Below are 20,479 nucleotides of genomic sequence, written 5' to 3' on the forward strand. Positions count from 1 at the left end.
GCCCTGCTTTCATTCCCCGGCCACGAGCCGATCACCCGACCGGGAAACCACGTTCGATCCGCAACCGAACCTCTCGGTACGACAACAGCTTCTTACGCGCTCAGCGGGGACAAGCGGTACGTCGGCATGCAGAGTGCGGAAAGCCGCGGGGGGGAGGCCAAAACGCGGTTCGACATCTGGGACCTGCGCACCGGGGAGCGGACGGACTGCGGTGTGGCCATCAACGGTGTCTACCAGGATCTGATCCCCCCTGCCGTCTTCTTCCTCCCGGGTGACCGGTACGTCGTCGGCGTCTGGAACGGCGCCGTGGAAGTGCTCGACACCCGGGCCTGCACCCGCAGCACGGTGATTCCGCAGCTGGTGTACGACACCCCTGCCCTCCGCCTGAGCGGGGACCGCAGGACCCTGGTCGTCCTGGGCCAGGGCACCAATGACGTCGACACCTGGCGCTGGGACGGCGACCACTCCTTCGAGCACGCCGCCCACACCACCCTGCCGGCCGAGGTCAACGCCGTGGCTTCGTTGATCTCTAGGAACAGCGTTTATCGACCGGTTCTGGAGGCGGTTGGTGATCACGCAGCTCGCGGATGTCGATGACAAATGACGGCACTGTCGTGTCTGGGGATGCGGGACGGCCAGCCGCCCGTCAGGGCGGCTGGCCGTCGAAGGTGGGAGTAGTGGCAGAGGTCGACCGGAGGGGAGACCGGCCACGTATGAATCTCGTTTATGGCGCCATGTCTCGCAGATCTGGGCGGTTCCTGGGCAGTCCGAAGCCCGCCATCTCTTTTTCCTGGTAGGACAGGAAGCCCAGACTCCGGTAAAACGCGTGGTTGCGCTTGCCCTCCGGTGACGCCTCGTGGTCCGTGGACAGGAGGAAGAAGCGGCAGTGCGAGTAGCGCGGCATGAGGTCCTCGATCAAGGCCCGGCCGATGCCCTGCCTGTGATACTTGGGGTTGACCACGACGTCCTGGACGTAACAGATGTGCTCGTCGTCAGAGATGGTCCGGGCCAGTCCGAGGAGCGTTCCTGAACCGTCGCGTGCCGTGATGACGAGGTGCGAGTTCAGCAGGCCGCGGCAGAGCTTGTCGACGTCTTTGGTGTAGCCCTCCCAGCCGACCGAGTCGTAGAGGCCGAGCATCTCCTCAGGATCGAAAGCATCCTCTTTCGCTATGAACACACCAAAACCCCTATGCAGCGGTACCGCTTCTGATGACGAACTCGACACCGCATCTGGGGTGTGACCGAGATACGGGTCAAAGGGGCAATGGGATGATCTTGGAACCCTGATGCGCTCGGACTCACCAGCGACGGCGGGCAGCGGGGTCTCGCTCGGCGACGTGCCGGGCGACCGAGTCGACGCCGGGGCGGGCGTACCGCTCCAGGGAGCGGACGGAGGCGTGGCGGGAGCGGGCGAGCAGCATCGGGGTGGAGGTGCCGTCCTCGGCGTCGTGTGTTGGGGTGCCGTTAACGAGCAGCCAACGAAGTGACAAGTAGCCGGATGTGACGGGACGTGAGCCCTCGACCTGCGGCAATCACGCACAGAGAGTGCACGACCCACATGCCGGTCCAGACCTCTCCTCGGACAATGATCACGAGTCGCTGACCTGTGATTTTGCGCTACTTGTCACTTGGATCGGCGTTCGTTAACGGCGCTCCCAGAACACTTCTCGCCCGGGATGCAGACCAGTTGGTGCGCTACCACAGGGGCGGTCTGGACCATACGATGCTTTCTCGCAGGCGAGGTCGGGGGGACCGGATGGAGAGCACCAACAGGGCGGCAGCATGGCTTGGCATTGCGACGTCGATCATCGGTGTGCTGGCGTTCTTCGGCGTCACCAACTTCGAGCAGATCCAAAAGGCACTCGACCCGAATGCGGCGCGGGCTGAGGCGTGCGGAATCGCCAGAGATGCTCAACGTGAGGCCCGCCGTAGGCTCCTGATAGGGCAGCCATCGGATCACGGGCGCTACATGGAGGAGCAGCTTCGGCGGGCCGCAGACGCTACAGACGATGCCAAACTCCGAGATGATCTCCGCACAACTGCTGACGGCATTGATCTGCTCGCCGACGCCTGGGAAGGCGTGGCGGGGCGCAAGGTGACAAACTCTGCCATTGATCAGATGCAGCAGGCTGAGCTGCGCTGGCGCGACTACTGCATTTCGCACGGGACAACCCCCTGGTGAAGCTCCTGTCTGTCATCGCAGAGGTTGCAGTGGCGTGCTCCAGCAGCGCGACCGCAGCCCCGCGTAACTACTCAGCGCTACATGACGGGTGGCGGCAGCTATACGAGAACACGGCCGTCATGGATGCCCGCGCGGATCGAGGCGTTCACCTCGGTACGGATCTTCGAGGCCATCTTGTCGAAGGTGGAGAACCCCGGCAGCTCCAGCCCGGACTCCACCACCTTCTCCAGCGCGATGTTGATCAGATCCGCCGGGCGGTTCTTCGCCGCAGCCTCCTTGCGGATCGACTGCTCGACGATTCCCCGGGCCCTGGCCTGGTCGTACGTCACGCCGACCTGCTTGCGGACCAGGCCACGGTGATGCTTGGCCGTCCTCTCCGCCCGGTACACCGGCAGCGTGCCCTCCGGCAGCTCCACCGCCCGCCGCACGAAGTCCACCACCATCACCGGGACGTCCTCCAGTGCCGGGAAACACCCCATGCGCCGGTACGACTTCAGCATCAGCAGCAGGGCCAGGAGATGCTCATCGGAGTCGGTAGCGTCGGCCGCCCACTCCAGCTCGTCACGAGTCGGCGAGAAGAACAGATGCAGCTCGTGCGCGGTGATCAGCCGCTTGAACCGCGGATACGCGGTCCGCTCGATCGATGTCACAACCCACCCCAGGCCCCAGACGATGCTCAACATCACCACCAACGACACTGAGCCGAACGGGTGACGGGGGCGGGCGCTCAGAGCTTCAAGATCATCCCGTTGCCTTTTCGACGCGTATCTCGGTCACACCCCCATCTGACTTCACGCTCGTCAGGCACGTCAAGATCGGCAACCACCGAACTCAGCCGGCCTTGGCGGGTTCCTCGGCTCGTGCACGGGTGCTGGCCAGACGGTAGGAGTCGGTGCCGGTCTCGATGATGGTGCCGTTGAAGGTGAGGCGATCCACGATGGCCGCGCAGAGGCGGGGATCGGTGAAGGTCTTGGTCCAGCCGCCGAACGACTCGTTCGAGGCGATGGCGACGCTGTTCTTCTCCTCGCGTTCCGTCAGGACCTGGAAGAGAAGTTCGGCGCCGCGACGGTCCAGTTCCATGTAGCCGAGTTCGTCGATGCAGAGCAGGTCGACACGGCCGTAGCGGGCGATGGTCTTGTTCAGCTGCTTCTCGTCGGCCGCTTCGACCAGCTCGTTCACCAGCTTCGTGGCCAGCGTGTAGCGGACGCGGTAGCCCTTCATAGCGGCCTCGGTGCCCAGGGCGATGAGCATGTGGGACTTGCCGGTGCCGGAGTCTCCGATCAGGCAGAGTGGCTGGCTCTTCTTGATCCATTCGCAGCTGGCGAGGGTGTGGATGGTGGCGGCGTCGATGTTGGGATTCGCGTCGAAGTCGAAGGCCCGCAGCGACTTCTCCCGCGGGAAGCCAGCCGCCTTGATCCGCCGCTCCGAACGGCGACGGGACCGGTCGTCGCACTCGGTCATCAGCAGCTCAGCGAGGAAGCCCCGGTAGGTCATCTGGTCCTTCATCGCCCGGTCGGCGATGTCGGAGAACTCGTTGCGGATCGACGGCAGCCGCAGAAGCCGACAGGCACTGTCGATCGCGGCGTCGGCGGCCTGCTCGGTCAAGCCTCGCTGGCGGGGCAGGGTCACTGTGCTTCTCCCTCACGGTGGTCGCCGCCGCTGGTGCGACGGCGTCGGAGCAATTGGTCATAAGGGGCCACCGAGGGCAGCGGCCTGGTGTCCGCAGGAAGGTGCGCGAGCCGCCATTCGTGCAGGGACGTCACCGTCGCCGACGTTTCGCCAGGAGCCCGCCGGTCCGCTGCGGGGGCGGGCTCGGTCTCCGCCTGGGCGGCCTTGCGGGCCTCCAGAGCGACCGCGTCCGCGGTCATCGCCCCGGCCCGCAGAGCCGCGGCCAGGCCGGCGACGACATGCTCATGGGGCAGATGACGCCCCAGCAGAAGCACCTCGATCAAAGCCCGGGTGCCGTCCCGCTCGCCATGCATCTTGCGGGCCTGATCCCACCAGGCGTCGTGGACCGGTGTGAACCTGCCTGCCGAGCGGGCCTGTTCGAGGGCTGTGGAGCCGGGGAAAGCGCCGGGCTTGCGGACCAGAACTTCCAGGTAGTGGTCCAGGTCCAGGCGGACGGCACCTTTCGCAATCAGCCGTTCGTGCCGGGCGACTTCCACGTTCTGGTCGTAAACCACCAGGTGAGAGGCGTGCAGCACGACACGCACGCGTTTTCCGATCAGCCGGATGGGGACCGAGTAGCGGTTGGTGCGAACCGGGATCTGGCCGTAGCGGTCGACCCGCGGAGTGAACAGCCGGCCCGTCTCGAATGGCTCCTCGGGCAGCGGCAGCAGCGGTTGCTCGAGTGCGAAGTACTCCGCGACCGTCTTGGGCCTGGAGCCGATGCGGCGTGCGTCGTCCTGCCGGTCCCACTGTTCGACCATCTCGTTCAGCTCGGCGAGCGAGGCGACCTCGGGGACAGGGACGAAGTGGTTGCGGCGGAAGTAGCCGATCATCCCTTCGACTCCGCCCTTCTCGTGGGCGCCTTCGATGCCAGGCCGGCAGTAGAAGCTCTCGATGCCGAAGTGCGAGCGGAAGGCGATCCACCGGTCGGCCTCGACTCTTCCCCGGCTCTGTCCCAGCACCCTGGCGACGGCGGCCTTCAGGTTGTCGTAACGGACCTTGGTCCGCGGAACTCCGCCCAGGGTCCGCAGCGCGTGGACGTGGCCTTCAAAGAACGCTTCCTGGCCGCAGGAGGCGAAGACGCGGTGGACGGCCTTGCCCGAGTACGACAGTCGGAGGGAGAACAGATAGCAGGTGACCAGCTCGCCACCCAGGCGCACGGTCACGTCACCGAAGTCGACCTCCGCCTCCTGACCGGGCAGGTGAGTCTGCGGGACGAATGCCTCCAGCGGTGCCTTGCCGGACTCGACCAAGATCTCGGGCTTCCGGCCGGCAACGTAGTAGCGCACCACCCCGTAGAAAGATCCGGGTGACCGTGTGCCGCTGCTTGCGCGGCGCGTCCAGGTCCGCCCGCAGGATCTCGTCGATCACCGGCTTGTACGGGTCCAGCGTGGTGGCTCGGGGAGGCAGCTTCTTGCGGGGCTCCGGCCAGGACGAGTCCAACGCCTTCCGTACCGTCCGCCAGGTCACGCCGTGCTTGCGCTCAAGCTCTCGCATCGACATGTCTCCGCGATGGTCACGCCGGATCGCCGCGTACAGCTCGACCTTCGACATTTGCGGCATGACCAGGACCTTTCACCAGGAGCATCCCGATGCTGCCCTGGCAAGGACCCCAGTGCCTCCCGAACTCATCAACATCACCCGACCGTGGTTCTGGGCGCCTCCCAAACCCGTCGACAAGTGACGTCGCTACTGCTCGATAAAGCCAACGCCGTGGGCATCGGCGTCGACCACGAGGGGAACCAGGCGGCCTTCTCCGACGTGGAGAGCCATGTGTACGTCGTACGCCTCGACTCCGGACAGCGTGTGCGCGCCACCGGGTACCTGCCGGAAATGACCGATGACGTGGCGTTCAGCCGGGACGGCAGTCTGGTCTTCCAGGGTTTCAGCACCGAGAGCACCCAGGGCGTGCGCATCCTGGACGCGGACAGCGGCGATCAGCTCGACGTCTGGACCACAGACCCCCCGGCCGCCTCCGCGAACCCCGGCGCCCGCATGCAGGTCGTCCCCGGCCCCGCCAACGACATCCTCACCCTCGGCCCCGACCTCAAGGTCGTCCGCCGTACGGTCGGCGTGGAGGCGTGGCGCGACCTGCTGTGCGGCCTGGTGAGCCAGCGCCTGCCCGCCCGGGAACGGGCCCGTTACCTGGAGGGACTGGACGTGGAGGCGCCCTGCCGCTGAGGGGCGCGAGATCGAGACGCCGGAGGGGCCGCGCACCTGTTTCCAAGTCACAGTTGAAAGCGATCGCGGGAGGAAGTCGCTGGTCGCCCGCTTCGGCGGGATCCCGCTCAAACGACAGCGCGCAGCGACCCTCACCGACCTCAGAGGCTGTTGTCTTTCCGTACTTGATCGCTGACTTTCTGCTGGTCAGGCTTGGTGTGGCGGGTTCTGTGGCAGACAGGACACGTCGTGTCGTCTTGGTCGCGGAGGTTCGGGGATGCCGTCGGTGGTCGGTTTGCTGGAGGAGCGGGAACGGGGTGCCCGGCAGCGGGTTGAGGTGTTGCGTGAGGAGGCGGACCGGGTCCTTGCCGAGCTGCGCGACGCGGAGCTGTTCTGGGAACGGTTCGTGACTGCGCGGGAGGTTCTCGTCGAGGTTCTCGCTGGTCCGGGCGGTGGTGCTGACGTCGAGGAGACGGCGGTGCCGGTTGTGGAGAACACTGCGTCGACGCCGACGCCGACGCCGACGCCGACGCCGACGCCGAAGGGCGGGAGGGTGTCGGGGTCGGTGGTGCCGGTCAGGGGTGAAGGCGTCGAGGTATCGGCGCTGTCGCCGGACTATCAGCGGATCGTCTCGGTCCTGGCCGCCTCTGCGGCGGCGTTGGCCTGCGGGGAGATCACTTCGGCGCTCGGCCTGGAGCGTGTGCCGGCGAAGGTCGAGGGGGTGCGGTCAAAGGCGGTTCGGATGGCGGAGCGGGGCTGGTTGGTCAAGGATCCGTCGGGGCGGTTCACGCTCGTGCCCGGGCTGCGAGGCGGCGGGTCATGAGCATGGTCATCGACCACAGGATCATCGCCTCGCTGGAGTCGGGCCGCCGCTCGTGGTCGCGGGCCAGCCGGCGCGAGCGCATCAGCCAGCCGAATGTCCGCTCCACCACCCATCGGCGCGGCAGCACCACGAAGCCGGAGGTGTCGTCGCTGCGTTTGATCACGGTGACGACCAGGTGCAGGACGGCCAGGGCCCAGGTGATCAGGGTTCCCGTATAGCCGCCGTCGGCCCATAGTCTGGTGATCGTGGGGAACCGCTCACGCAGGGCGGGCAGCATGTCGGTGGCCGCCTGTCGGTCGGTGACGTCGACCGCGGTCACGTTGATCATCAGCAGCAGGCCGACCGTGTCGCAGATCAGATGCCGGCGCCTGCCGTTGATCTTCTTGCCTCCGTCGTAGCCCCGGCTGCCGGCGCCGACCACCGCGTCGGCCTTCACGGACTGCGAGTCGATGACCGCGGCCGTCGGCTCCGCTTCCCGCCCGGCCTGCTCGCGGACCTTCCCGCGCAGCCGGTCGTGGAGCTCGGCGATCAGTCCGGCCTCGCGCCATCGTCGGAAGAAGGCGTAGACCCGGTCCCAGGCGGGGAAGTCCACCGGCATCGCCCGCCACTTGATCCCGTTGTCGAGGACGTAGAAGACAGCATCGAGCATCTGGCGGTGGCAGTAGCCCTCCGGCCGTCCGCCCCGGCCCTCCAGCCACCCCGGCACCGGCAGCAGCGGACAGATCTCCCGCCACTCGATGTCCGTCAGATCCGTGCTGTACGCCGGCGCCCGGCCAGGCTGATCGGCTGCGTTCCCGAATCGGTGAGCGAGACAATCGCACGACACGACCGACGAGTTGAGATCCTCGCCCTCGACCACGTACAACATAGACAACAGGGCCTCCTGGCGTGCTCGGTGTCTCAGCAACTCCGAACTGCACCAGAGGCCCTGTCCTCATGCACGGACACGACCAGATTCACCCGCCCCGGCAGCCACTTTCGATCACACCGCACTCAAGATCGATAGGACAACGGCTTCTCAAACCCGTCACGGCCAGCAGCAAGCGCAACGAGCTGATTCACCGGCTCCTCGCGGAATGCTGTGAGGTCTGCGAATCGCGGACACAGTTGGAAGTGCACAACGTCCACAAACTCGTCGATCTCAACTGGCCCGGGCAGACCTGCGTGGGTTTACTTCATGGCGATGCGACGACGGAAGACCTTGGTGATCTGCCGCCGCTGCAATGAAGATATCCACGTCAGACGGCCCACCGCGCTCAAACGGATGTGACCACTGGAGAGCGGAATGCGGGGAACTCGCCCGTTCCGTTCGGGAAGGGACGGTCGGAAAAGGACCCGCGCCACGGGCACCTCGTCGGCGGCCTACTTCACTCTGAGGGGGCTGGGTCACGGCAACGTGATCCGGCTACCCGACCCCACCAGTACCAATGCCGCGTCAGGAGACGACACGGGGTTCGCCAGGCGTCAGGCGGTCCCCCGCCAGTGTCCAGACTGTAGTGACGTCCCCAGTGGGGCAGCAATGGGGATCGGTCTGGCGGTACCACTTCTCGTGTGCGGTGATCCGGCCGGGCGCGAACTCCAGTCCGACGAGCGCGGTGATGTACGCGGCGGACTTCTGCCGCGGCGTGATCGCACCGATCGCGGCGAGCCTGTCGCCTTTGCGGGTGAACACGACGTATGCAGCGACGAGTTGCGTGTTCATCGTGGCCCCGTTGTCATCACACCCCATGTAGATGGCTGCCTCGTCGCGCTGGTCACCGTCGGTGTCGCCGTACTCGACCTTGATCCCGCGCTCGATGCCTACGGTGCCCCAGGTCCGGGACGTGGCCGTGGCCTCGCCCTCGGCATCGGGGTGTACGAGTCCCGGGACATCGCAGAAATCGCCCGGAACAGGGGTGTGACGGAGCAGTGATGTTCAGGGGGTTGGACTGCTCTGGTCTGGTGTTTCGTCTTTGAGGTGGGAATCGGGACGGCTGGAGCGGTTGTGTTCGGGCGTGGTGACTGTGGCCTGGTGGCGTGTTCGGTTTGGTTGTTCGAGGGCTTAGCCTGCGGTCTGGTAGTTGTGTGGGATTGATCTTGGGTTTCTCGTAAATGTGGTGGTGCGTCTGTAGGAGGCTGCGCTCTCTGGGGGCTTCGGAGTGCGGTGGTGGCTGGTCAGTGGCGTGTGTGGGTGAGGAAACCCCGGAGGGGATCGTTCGCGTTGCTGGCCAGGCGCGGCAGTCCGAGTCGGTGGGCGATGAGGCTGAGGGCGGCGTCGGTGGTGCGATGAGGCCGGTTCGGCAGGGTGGCGAGTATGCGGGCGAGGGCAACGGTTTCGGGATAGGTCACCAGGTCGCGGGTCAGCAGGGCGGGGGAGGCGCTGCCCGTGGTGGTCAGGTGGGGGTTGGCCGCGCAGAGCCGGGTCAGGCGGGTGCGCCAGCGGTGGCTGAGGTGTTGCTGATGGTCGTACCAGCGGGTGGTGATGGCGTGTGCCGCGGTCCAGGCAGTGAGGGCGCGTGGGTGTCGTAGTAGGCGCTGGTGTGCGTGGTGCGCGTCGGTGATCTCGGGCGTCGCCTGAGTGCGGAGAGGGGAGGTGAGGCGGGGGTCGGGGGCGGCTTGGTAGTGGCGCGGGCACATCAACCGGTGCGGTGCCGGGTGGACCCAGGCGGTGTCGGTGACGTTGTGGTTGCGGTGGCGGGTGCACAGGGTGCAGGCGCGGACGGGCTGCTGCTCGGTCTCGAGCCTCTTCCAGTGCGCGGTTGCCCCGGTGCCGTGAGCGTCGCCGAGCGGGGCGAGATGGGGCAGGGCGCGGGTCAGGTGGGGGAGCGGGGTGCGGGCCAGGGCGGCGAGGTGCCGGGCCGCGCGCGGGGTGAGAGTGAGTTCGGTGGTCGGCAGGGTGCCGTGGCGGTGGAGGGTGATGCCAGCGCCGTCGAGGAGTTGGGGCAGCGTCAGCTGGTATGCGTCGGCGAGGCGTTGGACGTATGAGGCGGTCGCTTCGCTGGGTAGCGGCCGTACGCGGAGCACGCCCGGTGCTGCTGACGGGGTCCGGTGCGATGCCTCTGCGGTGAGGACGCCGCGCTGCGCGGGGGCGGCTGCGGCCGCGCCACGGGCCGTGACGTCTGTCCGGCTCACGGGGTGCTGGTATTCCGGCTCCGGGGCCGGGTGCGGGGTTGGTAGTGCTGTTCGGCGAGGTGGTCGAGGCGGATGGCGTCGAGGGTGGTTTTGGTGATGCGTTCGGTGCCGTCGGTGAGGGCGGTGATGGCGGCCTGGCGGATGAGGCGGGCGAGGCTGCCGATGCGGCCGGCGGTGCGCTCGTGGAGGTAGGGGGCCAGCCGGGGGAGGGTTCCGGGCCGGTGGTGGCGCAGGTCGAGCGCGCCTTCCATGGCGGTGATGAGGTCGCGGAAGGGTTCTTCGTCGCCGAGGCGGGCGGGGAAGGGGTCGCAGTCGATGAGGGAGGCGCGTCCGGCGAGCTGCGCGCCGCGTACCCCGGTGAACAGGGGTGTGGCGGTGACGTCGATGCCGGCGTAGACGAAGGTGGCGCCGATGCGTTCGGTGAGGTCTTTGATCAGGTCGGCGCTCTGGGCGCCGGTGGTGGTGCGGGGGTTGAGCCGGTGGATCTCGTCGATCATCACCAGCTGCACCCGGGCGGTGGTGTAGGTGTGGCAAACAGCGTTGGTGATCTGGGCCTGGGACATGCCGGCGGTGACTGGGATGCCGAGGTAGCGGGCGAACTCGATGGCGAGGGTCTTGGCGCTGGCGGCGGGCGGGACCAGGACGTAGGCGACCGGGGCCTGTCCGGCCGCCGCCGCAGCGCCGTGGCGGCGGGTGTGGGCGAGGTGGCAGGCGCGTCCGACCTGAAGCAGGGCGGTGGTTTTCCCGGCGCCTGCGGGGCCTGTGACGATCAAGGACGGCCGTGCGGTGACGGCCTGGTGGCGGCCGAGGATCATCAGGGTGCGCACGTTCTTGGCGAGAGCGTCGATGGCTGGGGTGCGCACGGTGACGAACCGCGAGTGGTAGGCCAGGCGCTCCTCCAGACCGCGAGAGGGCGCATCGGGCGGGGGAGGAGCGGCCACGGGAGTGGTGGCAAAGGCATGGAAGCCGTCCCAGGTGGTCACCGACTGAATCTGCGGATCAGGGGCGTCGTCGGCGGTAACCGCGGCCCCGGGAGACCGGTCCGCCGTCGACGGGGACCTGCGGGCCGATGCATCGCTCGTGCCCGGCGGGGCGTTCACCACTGCTCGGCTTCCGCTTCTGCGTCCCACAGCCCGTAGCCGCCTGCCTCGGCCGGCGCCGCGCTTGTGCCTTCCGGATCGCCAGTGCCCGGCTCCGTGGCCGGGTCGGTGCCGATGAGGTCGTCCAGGCTTTCGCTCCAGTCCGGTTCCGGGGCCGGTGCGGTCTCTGCTGCGAGCGGGCGCCGCTGCCCGGGCAGGTCGGGCAACGGCACGGCCGTACCGCGGGCGCGACGTTGTTCGCGGCGGCCGGTTTCGTGTTCTGTCCCGGCAGAGCTGCGGGTGCGGCGCAGGAGCTGGTCGAGGGCGTCGGCGAGGTCGGCTTCGTGCTGTTCGCGGTCCGCGCGTTGTTCGACCTCGGTCTGGATGTGGCGCCAGAGCTGGTCGTTGAAGGGCTGGTGGACGTGGTCGCGGTGGATCCAGGGGATTTCGTGGAGCTGGCCGTCGGTGAGACGGACGAAGATCTGGCGCGCGTCGTGGGGATTGTGGTGGACCTCCCACTTGCCGTCCTTGGCCGCGACGGGGGAGCGCTCGCTGCGGTGGGGGTCGAGGATGTCGTGGTTGTAGGTGCGGTAGTCGAGGCGGATGCCGCGTTCGGTGATGGGCTGCCAGCGAACGGGCAGCAGTTCGAGGTAGTCGGCTCCGGTGAGCGGGACGGGCACGTATCCGCTGATGGTGATCAGTGCGGTCCACATCTGGTTCGGGGTGAGGGCGGTTTTGGGCAGGACGGGGTGGCGCAGTCCGTCGTGGGGCCGGTTCTGCCACACCGCGACGGCCCAGGTCGCCAACAAGTGCTCCATCTCCGCCAGCGTCCAAACGGCGTCTCCTTCCGGGTCCACTCCGCGGTCAGCCACGTCGACGCCGCGGTAGCCGAGCAGCAGTTCCAGCAGCAGCGACTGGATTCCCGCGAATGCACGTTCGCAGGCGGCCTTGTCCTGAGGCCGCATAGCGCGGGCAGGCAGCGGTTCCATCTTCAACGTGCGTGCGACTTGGACGATTTGATGGTTCTTATAAACGCTGCCGTGATCGCTGGTCACCGTCTCCGGCGCGAAGAATGGCAGCCCGGCCACCCGATACCCGGCGAACTCGGCCACCAACGCGGCCGGAACCCCGGGGTAGGGCCACTCCAACTCCTCGCCCCAGTCCGGGCGCATTGGCAGCGGCAGCAGCACATCCCGCAGCAGCATCGCCACCTCCACCGAGGAGTCCGACACCGGGGTGAGACGGAAGGCGACCAGGGAATGCGAGTAGGTGTCGAGGGCGATCGTGAGATGGACGGAGATCGGTTCGCCGAAGACATCGTCGAGGACTTTCACCGGCAACGGTGTGGTGTCGAGCGCGACGACCTGTCCCGGCCGGAGGATCACCACCTTCGCCTTCCCCGTCTCCACCGCGGCAGCGGAGCGGATGTAGCGCTGCCGGGCCCCCTCAGCGCCGAACCACTCCTTCCAGACCTTCGCCAGCGTCGTGTAGTGCGGAATATCCACCTCCTGGCCCTCGGCCTGGAACTTCTCCCGCACGTACTGGTGGATCATCCGCTCCTTCGTCTTCATGCTCACCTTCGAGCGGTGCAACGACTCGGCGTGAACGGCTCGGATCGCCTCGGCGACTTCCTCGCTGATGGACCAGCGGCCCCGCAGCGGCGGCGTCCACCTCCCGTCCGCCAGACCCATCACCCCGTGCTCGTCGTACTGGGCGGCCATACGTTTCAGCGTGCGCTCACTGATCCACTCCAGCCCCAGCTGCTTGGCCTCCTGACGGTCGAGATCCTTCAGCTCGGCCGCCTTCGCCCGTCGGCGCTCGGTCAGTGTGGTCCGCTCCGGGTCGTACTCGGGCCTGGGCTCATCCGGCCGGGCCCAGGACCGGCTGCCGCTGCGGTAGCCCGTCTCGGCCTCCAGCAGATGTGCCATCCGGATCCGGGCCCGGGTCAGGTCGTGCTCTTCAAGATCCTCACTCCGCGGCCGCTGCTGCCCGCCGTTCATCACGGCCTCCCCACCGGGTAGATCCACGCGGAATCGTCCAGCGGCAGAGCCAGATCTATCGCCAGCTGGCCGTGCCAGAGCAGGTGGACGGCATGCGCGCGGGCCACCGCCGGCAGCGAGGTCTCCTCCACCAGCTCGCCGAACCGCCGCAGGCGTTCCCGGACCAGGTCCAGGAGCTCACCCTGCAGCCCGAGCCGGTCAGACGTCGGGCGCCGCCGTGCGGACAGCGCGTCAAGACCGGTCAGCACCTGGCGGCGCCAGCCGGTCGCCACCAAGTAGTGCCATCCCACCGCAGCAGCCGCCTGCTCCGTCGCGGCGAACTTCACCAGATCCTTGTCCTTGACCAGATGCGCGGGCCGGACATCGATCAGCACAGCCGTTCCGGGCAAAAGCACCAGGAAATCCGGCGTGTGGTCCTCGCTTCCGGCCGCGGTGGTGAACGTCAGCTTGAACGGCTGCGACAACACCTCCGTCAAGGCGCCGACGAAGTCCAGAGCGAGCAGCAGATTCCGCTCAGCCTTCTCGAAACCATGCATCCGCCCCGTGGCCAGCAAGTACTGCAGCCCGGGCCGATGCCGCTGCCCCGCCCGCCAGGCAAACCCGCGCACCGGCACCGAGGCGATCGCCGGGACACCGGCCAGCTCCTGGACCGGGCAGATCACCTCCGCCCGCTCGGTCTTCCACCGCGCCGTCCACCGCCGGTCCCAGCCCGGCCCCAGATCCAGCCCCTCTTCGGCCACGGGATCAATGGCGTACGGCGCGGCGAGATCCTCCAGGGAACAACTATGCGACCACACCGGGCCGGACTCGATTTCCGGCGTACAGACCGAAACCTTCATGCCTCCAGCACAGTGCGGTCGCCCTGCCTTGTGTACGGCTTCGCACGAAGACCACGCAGTACAGCAGCATGGCCGCTACCCTGCGGGCCAACCGCAACGCTCAGCCGGGCCAACTCAAGCGCTAAAGGGCCAGATCGGCTGCTCAGTCACAGCAGCTGCACCCTGGACCCCGGGGGCCGTTCTCCCCCTGGCGAGAACAGGTCGGCCCACACGCGGATCATCGCGGCATCGGATGTGCCCGTCCGGTCATTGCTTGCTGCCCGCCCGTACCTTGCGCCAGCGGCTCCCCGCCACGGTTGCGGCGGATCAGCAGGTGACGGTGGCCAGATCGCGGGTTGGGCAAGGCATGCGCGCGTACCGTGTGCCGCAGCCGGTGGTGCTGCCCGACCGTGTCTATCGGTCGAGCTCGACCAGCGGACGGACCTTGGCGAGCAGCGCCCTGTTGTCAATCAGCTGGTTGTACAGGGCGCCGGCCGGGGCATACGCCTTCTCGGGGCAGGTCTCTTCTGGTGTCGTGGTGCCACGCAGCGTGAACTGCTTGACCAGCGTGCCGGTCTTGGCCTCAAATACGCGGTAGATGAACCGGGCCGACTGCACGCGCGCGGTGCCACCCAGGGCGGTACCGCCGAGATACTCGCAGGTGCCCACATCCCGGTTCTCGAAAATCTCGTCCTCGTACTCACAGAGCACGAGCTGGACCGGACCGGGGTTACTCCACTGATAGGGCACATCCGCGCCGCCGCTGTCCGCCTGCAGGAGCCTCACAGGATGGGGGCCAGGCCCGTCGTAAGCCGGGCCGTTCGGGGTGTAGGCGCGTACCGCCTTGGCGTTGAACACGTCGTACCGGTCTCCGCCGCAAGCCTCCGCGGGGGTTCGGACGACTGCGGGCCGCGGCGACAGGATGTCGCGGGGCACGGGCGGAGTGATGCTGGGCGTCACGGCTGTCGTGGGCGCGTCGGACGACTCAGGTGCACCGTCGCAGCCGCTGACCGACAGAATACTGACGCCGGCGAGGGCCAAGCCGACCACCCATCGCTGAGGACCTGCCACGCGACATCCCCCCGTCTCTCGCAGGCAACGGCCCCGAGTCGAACACCCGGCGGTGTCGCCAACTGCCGCACCGTGATTATCTACCTGACCGGACATCGAAAGCCAGGGTCCAGTGAGCTGACCCGGATTTTGTAGCGGCCCTGAAGCCAGGCATGATCGCCTCGGCAGATGGGAGAACACAGGTCCGATGCCTGCACCACGGAAGTACCCCGACGAGCTGCGTGAGCGAGCGATCCGCGAGGTTCGGACCTCGGGCCGTCCGGTCGCGCACATCGCCCGGGATCTGGGTATCCACAAGGAAGCCCTGCGGCAATGGGTCCGCCAGGCCGAGGCCGACCAAGGCGACCGGCCCGGCCTGCTCAGCACGGCCGAGAAGAGTGAACTCGCCCAACTCCGCAAGGAAACGCGGAGTTGAGACGGGCGAACGAGATCCTGAAAGCCGCCTCGGTGTTTTTCGCGAAGGAGCTGTGCGCCACGAAAAACGCCGAGGCCGTCCGCAGGACGTCGTTGGCCCGCTTGAGCTGGGCGTTCTCCTCGCGCAGGGCCATCAGCTCGGCGCGTTCGTCGGTGGTGAGCCGGTCGTCACGCTCGCCGGCGTCCGCTTCGGCCTGCCGGACCCAGCCGCGCAGAGGCTCTGGGTGCACGCCGAGGTCGACGGCGAGCTTCTTGATCTGCGGCTTCGGCTCCGTAGTTCGATACATCCGCACCGCACGCTCACGCAACTCCAGCGAGTACTTTCTGGGTGCAGCCATGGTCGATGCTCCTCTCATGAGAACCAACTGACCCTCTGTCACCACCCTCCGCATCTCGGGGGAACCTCAGTCAGCCAGGGCCTGTTGAGTGAGGTGGTGTTCCCGGCGGAGACGATCCGCCCGCACGCCAGTGTGGTTTTGAGGCAGAGCGTGCATAATTAATCTCTTGTTCTGCTCCAACACCAGAACGGTACCCGGCGATCGGCTTCGTGGGGGCACGGAAGAACCCCGCTCCTTCGAGGTCGAGGTTTTTCGTGAAGGGCGAGGTCATCAAGACCGTGCCCGAGTCGAAGATCGTGGAGACCCTCATCGAGGAGGCGATGAAGATCGCCGAGGAAGAGGAAATGGAGAAGAACGGCGTGCCCTCAGGTGAGCCCGAAGTCGCAGGCAGCTGACATCCCTACGCAGACACTTCCTCCCCGACGCAGACAGGCGCGCGGGCTCGGATGTGACTTTCATCGGGGGACAGCGTGGTTACCCGATGGTAGTTGCCACGTTCGGGGGCATGGCGCCGGCAGCGCGGGTGATCCGGTTGGCTGAACAGCCAGAGCGCCGTCGCGCATCCCGGGCAGTCGGGGTGTCGTGACCGCACGGGACACGCATCGGACACGCCTCAAACGCGGCGGCCTCGAAGGCCCCGCTCCCAGCCCTGTCACCAGCGTGAACTACTCGGCATTAAAGGAGAAACATGCCTGCTCAGGAACCACCGAAGGAACCGACGGGCAAGCCGCCCACCCTTCTTGCTCGTCAGATGATCAGCGGCGGCAATTCTCTGCAGAATTCCCTCGGTTCATGGCCTCCCTCACGCTCGCACCCCTTCCTGGCACGCTCGCACCCCTTCCTGGCCGGGACGGGAACGGTGACGGCGGTTATGCTGGAACGGGCTTCGTGGATGTCGCCGTACTCGCGGTGGTGGGCACAGCAAGTGGTACCCCACGTACGGTCGAACGCCGGCAGTCAGCAGCCACGTCTCATCGCGCACCGGGGCGGGACAGCGGATCATCCGGAGAACACGTTGCTGGCGATCGAGCGGTCGTTGAAGGCCGGGGCGGACGGCGTGTGGCTGAGTGTCCAGGTCACCCGCGACGGCGTGCCGGTCCTGTACCGCCCGAAGGATCTCAAGGACCTGACCGACGGGTCCGGGACGGCTGCCGACAAAACCCTTGAGGAGCTGTCCGGACTGAACGCCGGCTACCACTTCACCTCCGAGGACGGGGCCCACCGTCACCGTCAGCCAGGCAAGGCCGTGGGCATCCCCACCCTCGAGGAGGCGCTGAATGCCATCCCCAAAGGCAAGCAGATCTACCTCGACCTGAAGCAGACCCCCGCCGAGCACGTCGTCGGGGCTGTCAGCAAGCTCCTGGACCGGCACGGCGCCTGGGACAGGGTCCGCCTGTACTCCACCGACGCGGAAACCACCCGCCTGCTGGCCAGAGAGCCCAAGGCCCAGGTGGCCGAGTCCCGTGACGCCACCCGCCAGCGTCTGGCCGAACACGCCCTCGAAGACGGCGCCTGCAAGAGCGCCCCGACCGAGCCGTGGGTCGGTTTCGAACTCACGCGGGAGATGGCCCTGGAAGAGGAGTTCACCCTCGGCCCGGGCGTCTCGCCGGTGGTGGCCCGGCTGTGGACCAAGGGCTCCGTGGAGTGCTTCACGAAGGCCACGCCCAACCTCCCGATCGTCATGTTCGGCGTCAACACCCAAAAAGACCTTGAGGCAGCCACCGGCCTCGGTGCCCACGCCGTCCTCATCGACTCCCCCAAGAAAATGGTCCCCCAGCCGGACGACGCCGCCCCGCCAGTACCCGCTTCTCCAGCCAAAGCTGCCACGACAAAGGTTACGGAACAGGAAGCGGTGCACAGGAAAGACGTAACGTCTCAGAACGGAGGCGTCGCTGTGGCCAGAGAGCTCGGCTACGATCCCTCACGGTCGGCAAACGCGATCCAGGGCTACAGTGGCTTGGGCTCCGCCGTCCTTGCCGCAGCGGCCTCCCTTCACCCGCTGAGGGCGGAAGACAAGAAGTCTCCTTCAGTGGCGTGAGTAACTGCCGTCAGGGCGACATCGACCTCTGGCACGTCGAGCACACCAATCACGACCGGAGCACCGTCCGGCCCTTCCTGTTGTGGTGCGCAACCACCAAACTCACCCGGCGCTTCACGCTGCCCGCAGCCACGATCAGCCAGGCCCTGCCGGTTTCCCAAGGCCAGCGTCTGGATCTGCTCGGACGCCTCCTCACCGGCCACGACCTGCCGCTGCGAACCCGAGTGGCCGCGGTCATTGTCTTGCTCTACGCCCAGCCACTCACCCGAGTCGTGCGACTCACCATCGACGACGTCATCCGGGGCGACCAGGTACTCCTCCGACTCGGTGAGCCGCCCTCCCCGGTCCCCGGGCCCTTCGCGAACCTTCTACTGGAGTAGATCGACGACCGCGACAACATGAACACCGCCACGAACTGTGGCTCCCGCTGGCTCTTCCCCGGCCGCCGGGCCGCACAACCGATGCACCCCTATGTCCTCGCCGCCTTGATCAATGACCTTGGCATACCGACCACCGCCAGCCGCGCGGCAGCCATCCGCCAGCACGTCCTGGAGATGCCCGCACCCGTCGTCGCCGACGCCCTCGGCTACCACCAGGACACGACCGCCAAGCTCGCCTCACAGACCGGCGCCACCTGGAGCAGGTACGCAGCCGGCGACCACCTAAGGTCACCATCCGGCTGGACACCGAAGCGAACTGACGGCAGTTGAATAGGCGAGCTCACCAGTATCAAGCCGTGAGGAACGGCTTCAGGAGGCCTAGAAGTGGCTCGGGGCGGTGGAGCGGGATGATGTGGCCACAGTCCTCGATGATGTGACCGACGAGGTCGTCGGCCAGGGGCCGTAGCTGCTGTTCGAGCGCCGTCCCCACGGGGTGGGCCCCGATGGCCATGGTGGGCACGGTGAGCCGACGGGTGTCGGCGGCGTCCTGGACCTGGCGAGCGCTTGTGGGCAGTGCGCGGTAGTACGAGAAGGCGCAGTGCAGGGCCGCCCTGCCGGTATAGGCGCTGACGAAGGCGTCACGGATTTCGGGGCGGAGCCCCTGCCCGAGGGTGCCGGAGTCGAGGAACCAGTCGATGTACTGCGCTTCGTGGCCCGTCAGTACGGTCTCCGCGAGGCCGGGTACCGAGTGGAAGCCGAACCACCACGGCGCTCCGCCCGCAAGGAAGCCTTCGGCGCCCGGGAGCCTTCCCAGGAGCGATTCCATGACCACCAGTCGTCGCACGAGGTCGGGGCGGCGCATGGCCAACAGGAAGGCCGGCGGGGTGCCTGCATCGATGCCGATCACGGCTGCGGAGGTCTCACCGAGAGCATTCAGGAGGGCTTCGGCGTCGGCGGCGAGGGTGCCGGCGTCGTAGCCGTCCGCCGCTCGCGTGCTGGCGCCGAGGCCGCGCAGGTCCGGGGCGATCACCCGGTGCCGTTCGGCCAGTGGACCCAGGACATCGGTCCACAGGCGCCAGGTGTGCGGGAAGCCGTGCAGCAGCAGGACAGCGGGGCCCTCGCCGGTGATCGCCACGTTGAGTTCGACGCCGTTGGCCGTAACGCGGCGCAGATCTATTTCGGGCCACTGGTGAGAAACGGCGGGGCGCGGCACGAGAGACATGATGACCTCTTCTTAGTTACCAATGGTGACAACCCAACGTTAGGTAACTACCTTGGGGAGGCCAAGACCGCACATTCGCCACAGGTGGTGAGCTTCAAGTGACCTCCCCTGCACCGCGTGCGCCAAAGCGCGCACGCGGTGATCTCTTCTCCCCGCAGTGCCCGACCCGGCGTCTGCTCGATCGGATCGGCACGAAATGGACGTCGATGGCCGTCAAGGTGCTGGCGGAGGCGTTCCCGGGCGAAGTGCGCTTCGCGGAACTGCAGCGTCGGATGGCGGGCGTCTCGCAGAAGATGCTGTCGGTCACTCTGCAAGGCCTGACCCGCGACGGGCTGGTCAGCCGGAGGGTGGAGCCCACGGTGCCGCCGCGGGTGCACTACCGGCTCACCGAGCTGGGCCTGTCACTGGAAGCTCCCCTGGCCATGGTCCGCAACTGGGCCGAGGAACACATGGCCGAGATCGACCGCGCCAATGAGCTCAGCGGGGAGCACTCGGCCAACGACTGACGCTGTCTCCACGTGCAAGCGTTGGGCGCCGCAGCGCTTGCACCCACCCGGAGCCGGGAGCCGGTACGGTGCAGGCGATCACTTATGGTCACCATCCGGCCGGACCCCTCGGGGAACTGGCGACAGTTGATTAGGCGAGCTCACCAGTACGGGACCCCACCTCCCACTACTTCAAGATCGAACCGCACAAGCCGACCTGCAAGTACGACCTCGACCAGCGCGGCAAGCATCTGATGGACTCCTCTCAGAGCACCGTGGTCCGCCGCCCCGGCCAGTGGCGGCTGATCTGCCCGCCGCTGGACCAGCTGGGTACCGGCAGCGCAAAACAGCCGGCGCCCCCGGCCCGCCCGAGCCGTAGCCCGGCTGTTCTGACCGGCTGTGGCGCCGGGTTCGGCGGGCGGTGCCCCAGATCATGCGCCAGGTGTTCAACGACTTCTTCGGAGCCGACGACGCCCCGGCGGTCCCTTGCGGCTGCAGCCTCCGGTCGGTTACGCGGTACGGCTCATGATCATGTCGTAGACGCGTTCCGTCTCGGCTTCCATCCCGACGTCGAGTCGCCGGTTGATGTCGCGGAGTGTCAATCCCCTGGTTGCGTAGAGACGTTGGTTATGCGGCCCGGCCTTCCTGATCGGTCCGCGCTCGCGCTGCCTGGATGATCCGTTCGAACTC

Annotated in this window: 24 protein-coding genes and 2 pseudogenes; 11 read left to right on the forward strand and 15 right to left on the reverse strand. The window is 67.3% G+C overall.

The features are described 5' to 3' along the window. The first annotated feature begins 126 nt into the window (after positions 1–126). Positions 127–597 carry a hypothetical protein gene (locus tag ACIRQP_RS40345; RefSeq protein ID WP_403900161.1) on the forward strand — a complete coding sequence of 157 codons (471 nt, stop codon included), beginning with the start codon at positions 127–129 and terminating at the stop codon, positions 595–597. Positions 598–724: 127 nt separating this feature from the next. Here ACIRQP_RS40345 and ACIRQP_RS40350 read toward each other — a convergent pair whose 3' ends face one another. Next, a complete protein-coding gene (locus ACIRQP_RS40350; RefSeq protein ID WP_403900162.1) occupies positions 725–1,177 on the reverse strand; it encodes a GNAT family N-acetyltransferase in 453 nt (150 codons plus the stop codon). Between the two features lie 121 nt (positions 1,178–1,298). Continuing rightward, the gene (locus ACIRQP_RS40355) at positions 1,299–1,490 is read right to left on the reverse strand and encodes a PmrA (RefSeq protein ID WP_403900164.1); all 192 of its coding nucleotides are present in this window, start codon (positions 1,488–1,490) and stop codon (positions 1,299–1,301) included. A 266-nt stretch (positions 1,491–1,756) separates the two neighbouring features. Here ACIRQP_RS40355 and ACIRQP_RS40360 point away from each other — a divergent pair, with 266 nt between their 5' ends. Continuing rightward, complete coding sequence (locus ACIRQP_RS40360) at positions 1,757–2,182, forward strand: hypothetical protein (protein WP_403900166.1); 426 nt, start codon at positions 1,757–1,759, stop codon at positions 2,180–2,182. 98 nt (positions 2,183–2,280) lie between these two features. Here ACIRQP_RS40360 and ACIRQP_RS40365 read toward each other — a convergent pair whose 3' ends face one another. The 3 genes and pseudogenes from ACIRQP_RS40365 to istA form a co-directional block, all read right to left on the reverse strand. Further along, the gene (locus ACIRQP_RS40365) at positions 2,281–2,832 is read right to left on the reverse strand and encodes a DUF4158 domain-containing protein (RefSeq protein ID WP_403900168.1); all 552 of its coding nucleotides are present in this window, start codon (positions 2,830–2,832) and stop codon (positions 2,281–2,283) included. A 181-nt stretch (positions 2,833–3,013) separates the two neighbouring features. Further along, positions 3,014–3,811 (reverse strand): IS21-like element helper ATPase IstB, encoded by a 798-nt coding sequence (istB, locus tag ACIRQP_RS40370; protein WP_389511017.1) that lies wholly within the window; start codon positions 3,809–3,811, stop codon positions 3,014–3,016. Then, positions 3,808–5,404 (reverse strand): annotated as a pseudogene (istA, locus tag ACIRQP_RS40375) (IS21 family transposase). The gene istB and the pseudogene istA overlap by 4 nt, the downstream one beginning before the upstream one ends. 126 nt (positions 5,405–5,530) lie before the next feature. Here istA and ACIRQP_RS40380 point away from each other — a divergent pair. Beyond that, positions 5,531–6,031 (forward strand): hypothetical protein, encoded by a 501-nt coding sequence (locus ACIRQP_RS40380; RefSeq protein ID WP_403900170.1) that lies wholly within the window; start codon positions 5,531–5,533, stop codon positions 6,029–6,031. A 256-nt stretch (positions 6,032–6,287) separates the two neighbouring features. Next, a complete protein-coding gene (locus ACIRQP_RS40385; RefSeq protein ID WP_403900172.1) occupies positions 6,288–6,833 on the forward strand; it encodes a hypothetical protein in 546 nt (181 codons plus the stop codon). Here ACIRQP_RS40385 and ACIRQP_RS40390 read toward each other — a convergent pair. Further along, positions 6,796–7,701: an IS5 family transposase gene (locus ACIRQP_RS40390; protein ID WP_403900198.1), complete on the reverse strand. Its 906-nt coding sequence runs from the start codon at positions 7,699–7,701 to the stop codon at positions 6,796–6,798. The two genes, ACIRQP_RS40385 and ACIRQP_RS40390, sit on opposite strands and share 38 nt — an antisense overlap. A 315-nt stretch (positions 7,702–8,016) precedes the next feature. Here ACIRQP_RS40390 and ACIRQP_RS40395 point away from each other — a divergent pair, with 315 nt between their 5' ends. Next, a complete protein-coding gene (locus ACIRQP_RS40395; RefSeq protein WP_403900200.1) occupies positions 8,017–8,103 on the forward strand; it encodes a hypothetical protein in 87 nt (28 codons plus the stop codon). Positions 8,104–8,268: 165 nt separating this feature from the next. Here ACIRQP_RS40395 and ACIRQP_RS40400 read toward each other — a convergent pair whose 3' ends face one another. The 6 genes from ACIRQP_RS40400 to ACIRQP_RS40425 all read right to left on the reverse strand — a co-directional run bounded on the left by ACIRQP_RS40400 (position 8,269) and on the right by ACIRQP_RS40425 (position 14,699). After that, positions 8,269–8,535, reverse strand: a complete 267-nt coding sequence (locus tag ACIRQP_RS40400) for a hypothetical protein (protein ID WP_403900174.1) — start codon at positions 8,533–8,535, stop codon at positions 8,269–8,271. Positions 8,536–8,987: 452 nt separating this feature from the next. After that, positions 8,988–9,944 (reverse strand): TniQ family protein, encoded by a 957-nt coding sequence (locus ACIRQP_RS40405; RefSeq protein ID WP_403900176.1) that lies wholly within the window; start codon positions 9,942–9,944, stop codon positions 8,988–8,990. Further along, entirely contained in the window at positions 9,941–10,927 is a 987-nt protein-coding gene (locus tag ACIRQP_RS40410) for a TniB family NTP-binding protein (RefSeq protein ID WP_403900178.1), read from the reverse strand. The genes ACIRQP_RS40405 and ACIRQP_RS40410 overlap by 4 nt, the downstream gene beginning before the upstream one ends. Positions 10,928–11,040: 113 nt before the next feature. After that, positions 11,041–13,050, reverse strand: a complete 2,010-nt coding sequence (locus tag ACIRQP_RS40415; RefSeq protein ID WP_403900179.1) for a transposase — start codon at positions 13,048–13,050, stop codon at positions 11,041–11,043. Next, a complete protein-coding gene (locus tag ACIRQP_RS40420; protein ID WP_403900181.1) occupies positions 13,023–13,862 on the reverse strand; it encodes a TnsA-like heteromeric transposase endonuclease subunit in 840 nt (279 codons plus the stop codon). Before ACIRQP_RS40420 ends, ACIRQP_RS40415 begins: the two co-directional genes overlap by 28 nt. A gap of 393 nt (positions 13,863–14,255) precedes the next feature. After that, the gene (locus tag ACIRQP_RS40425) at positions 14,256–14,699 is read right to left on the reverse strand and encodes a hypothetical protein (RefSeq protein WP_403900183.1); all 444 of its coding nucleotides are present in this window, start codon (positions 14,697–14,699) and stop codon (positions 14,256–14,258) included. Between the two features lie 400 nt (positions 14,700–15,099). Between ACIRQP_RS40425 and ACIRQP_RS40430 the strand changes: the two genes are divergently transcribed. Then, a complete protein-coding gene (locus tag ACIRQP_RS40430) occupies positions 15,100–15,327 on the forward strand; it encodes a transposase (RefSeq protein ID WP_403900185.1) in 228 nt (75 codons plus the stop codon). Here ACIRQP_RS40430 and ACIRQP_RS40435 read toward each other — a convergent pair. Continuing rightward, complete coding sequence (locus ACIRQP_RS40435) at positions 15,272–15,664, reverse strand: transposase (RefSeq protein ID WP_403900187.1); 393 nt, start codon at positions 15,662–15,664, stop codon at positions 15,272–15,274. The genes ACIRQP_RS40430 and ACIRQP_RS40435 overlap by 56 nt on opposite strands. A gap of 239 nt (positions 15,665–15,903) precedes the next feature. On the opposite strand from ACIRQP_RS40435, the pseudogene ACIRQP_RS40440 reads away from it, so the two are divergent. The 4 genes and pseudogenes from ACIRQP_RS40440 to ACIRQP_RS40455 form a co-directional block, all read left to right on the forward strand. After that, positions 15,904–16,059: pseudogene (locus tag ACIRQP_RS40440) on the forward strand (4-hydroxy-3-methylbut-2-en-1-yl diphosphate synthase); the annotation flags it as partial. 497 nt (positions 16,060–16,556) lie between these two features. Beyond that, complete coding sequence (locus ACIRQP_RS40445) at positions 16,557–17,702, forward strand: glycerophosphodiester phosphodiesterase family protein (RefSeq protein ID WP_403900202.1); 1,146 nt, start codon at positions 16,557–16,559, stop codon at positions 17,700–17,702. Continuing rightward, positions 17,699–18,082 carry a hypothetical protein gene (locus tag ACIRQP_RS40450; protein WP_403900189.1) on the forward strand — a complete coding sequence of 128 codons (384 nt, stop codon included), beginning with the start codon at positions 17,699–17,701 and terminating at the stop codon, positions 18,080–18,082. Before ACIRQP_RS40445 ends, ACIRQP_RS40450 begins: the two co-directional genes overlap by 4 nt. Before the next feature lie 18 nt (positions 18,083–18,100). After that, positions 18,101–18,412 carry a hypothetical protein gene (locus ACIRQP_RS40455; RefSeq protein WP_403900191.1) on the forward strand — a complete coding sequence of 104 codons (312 nt, stop codon included), beginning with the start codon at positions 18,101–18,103 and terminating at the stop codon, positions 18,410–18,412. 19 nt (positions 18,413–18,431) lie between these two features. Here the strand turns inward: ACIRQP_RS40455 and ACIRQP_RS40460 are convergent, their stop codons facing one another. Then, entirely contained in the window at positions 18,432–19,304 is an 873-nt protein-coding gene (locus ACIRQP_RS40460; protein WP_403900193.1) for an alpha/beta fold hydrolase, read from the reverse strand. A 98-nt stretch (positions 19,305–19,402) separates the two neighbouring features. On the opposite strand from ACIRQP_RS40460, the gene ACIRQP_RS40465 reads away from it, so the two are divergent. Next, positions 19,403–19,810 (forward strand): winged helix-turn-helix transcriptional regulator, encoded by a 408-nt coding sequence (locus tag ACIRQP_RS40465; RefSeq protein ID WP_403900195.1) that lies wholly within the window; start codon positions 19,403–19,405, stop codon positions 19,808–19,810. Between the two features lie 488 nt (positions 19,811–20,298). Here the strand turns inward: ACIRQP_RS40465 and ACIRQP_RS40470 are convergent. Continuing rightward, positions 20,299–20,479, reverse strand: a 181-nt coding sequence (locus ACIRQP_RS40470; RefSeq protein ID WP_403900197.1) for a hypothetical protein, incomplete at its 5' end; no start/stop codon positions are given.

Source organism: Streptomyces sp. NPDC102274 (assembly GCF_044766385.1).
Lineage (GTDB): Bacteria > Actinomycetota > Actinomycetes > Streptomycetales > Streptomycetaceae > Streptomyces.

Bases quoted from the DNA above. Each gene is read 5' to 3' on its own strand.
- ACIRQP_RS40345 (WP_403900161.1), top strand. From the start codon at position 127: ATGCAGAGTGCGGAAAGCCGCGGGGGGGAGGCCAAAACGCGGTTCGAC.
- ACIRQP_RS40360 (WP_403900166.1), top strand. From the start codon at position 1,757: ATGGAGAGCACCAACAGGGCGGCAGCATGGCTTGGCATTGCGACGTCG.
- ACIRQP_RS40385 (WP_403900172.1), top strand. From the start codon at position 6,288: ATGCCGTCGGTGGTCGGTTTGCTGGAGGAGCGGGAACGGGGTGCCCGG.
- ACIRQP_RS40390 (WP_403900198.1), bottom strand. From the start codon at position 7,701: ATGTTGTACGTGGTCGAGGGCGAGGATCTCAACTCGTCGGTCGTGTCG.
- ACIRQP_RS40395 (WP_403900200.1), top strand. From the start codon at position 8,017: ATGCGACGACGGAAGACCTTGGTGATCTGCCGCCGCTGCAATGAAGAT.
- ACIRQP_RS40400 (WP_403900174.1), bottom strand. From the start codon at position 8,535: ATGAACACGCAACTCGTCGCTGCATACGTCGTGTTCACCCGCAAAGGC.
- ACIRQP_RS40420 (WP_403900181.1), bottom strand. From the start codon at position 13,862: ATGAAGGTTTCGGTCTGTACGCCGGAAATCGAGTCCGGCCCGGTGTGG.
- ACIRQP_RS40430 (WP_403900185.1), top strand. From the start codon at position 15,100: ATGCCTGCACCACGGAAGTACCCCGACGAGCTGCGTGAGCGAGCGATC.
- ACIRQP_RS40435 (WP_403900187.1), bottom strand. From the start codon at position 15,664: ATGGCTGCACCCAGAAAGTACTCGCTGGAGTTGCGTGAGCGTGCGGTG.
- ACIRQP_RS40445 (WP_403900202.1), top strand. From the start codon at position 16,557: ATGTCGCCGTACTCGCGGTGGTGGGCACAGCAAGTGGTACCCCACGTA.
- ACIRQP_RS40455 (WP_403900191.1), top strand. From the start codon at position 18,101: ATGAACACCGCCACGAACTGTGGCTCCCGCTGGCTCTTCCCCGGCCGC.
- ACIRQP_RS40460 (WP_403900193.1), bottom strand. From the start codon at position 19,304: ATGTCTCTCGTGCCGCGCCCCGCCGTTTCTCACCAGTGGCCCGAAATA.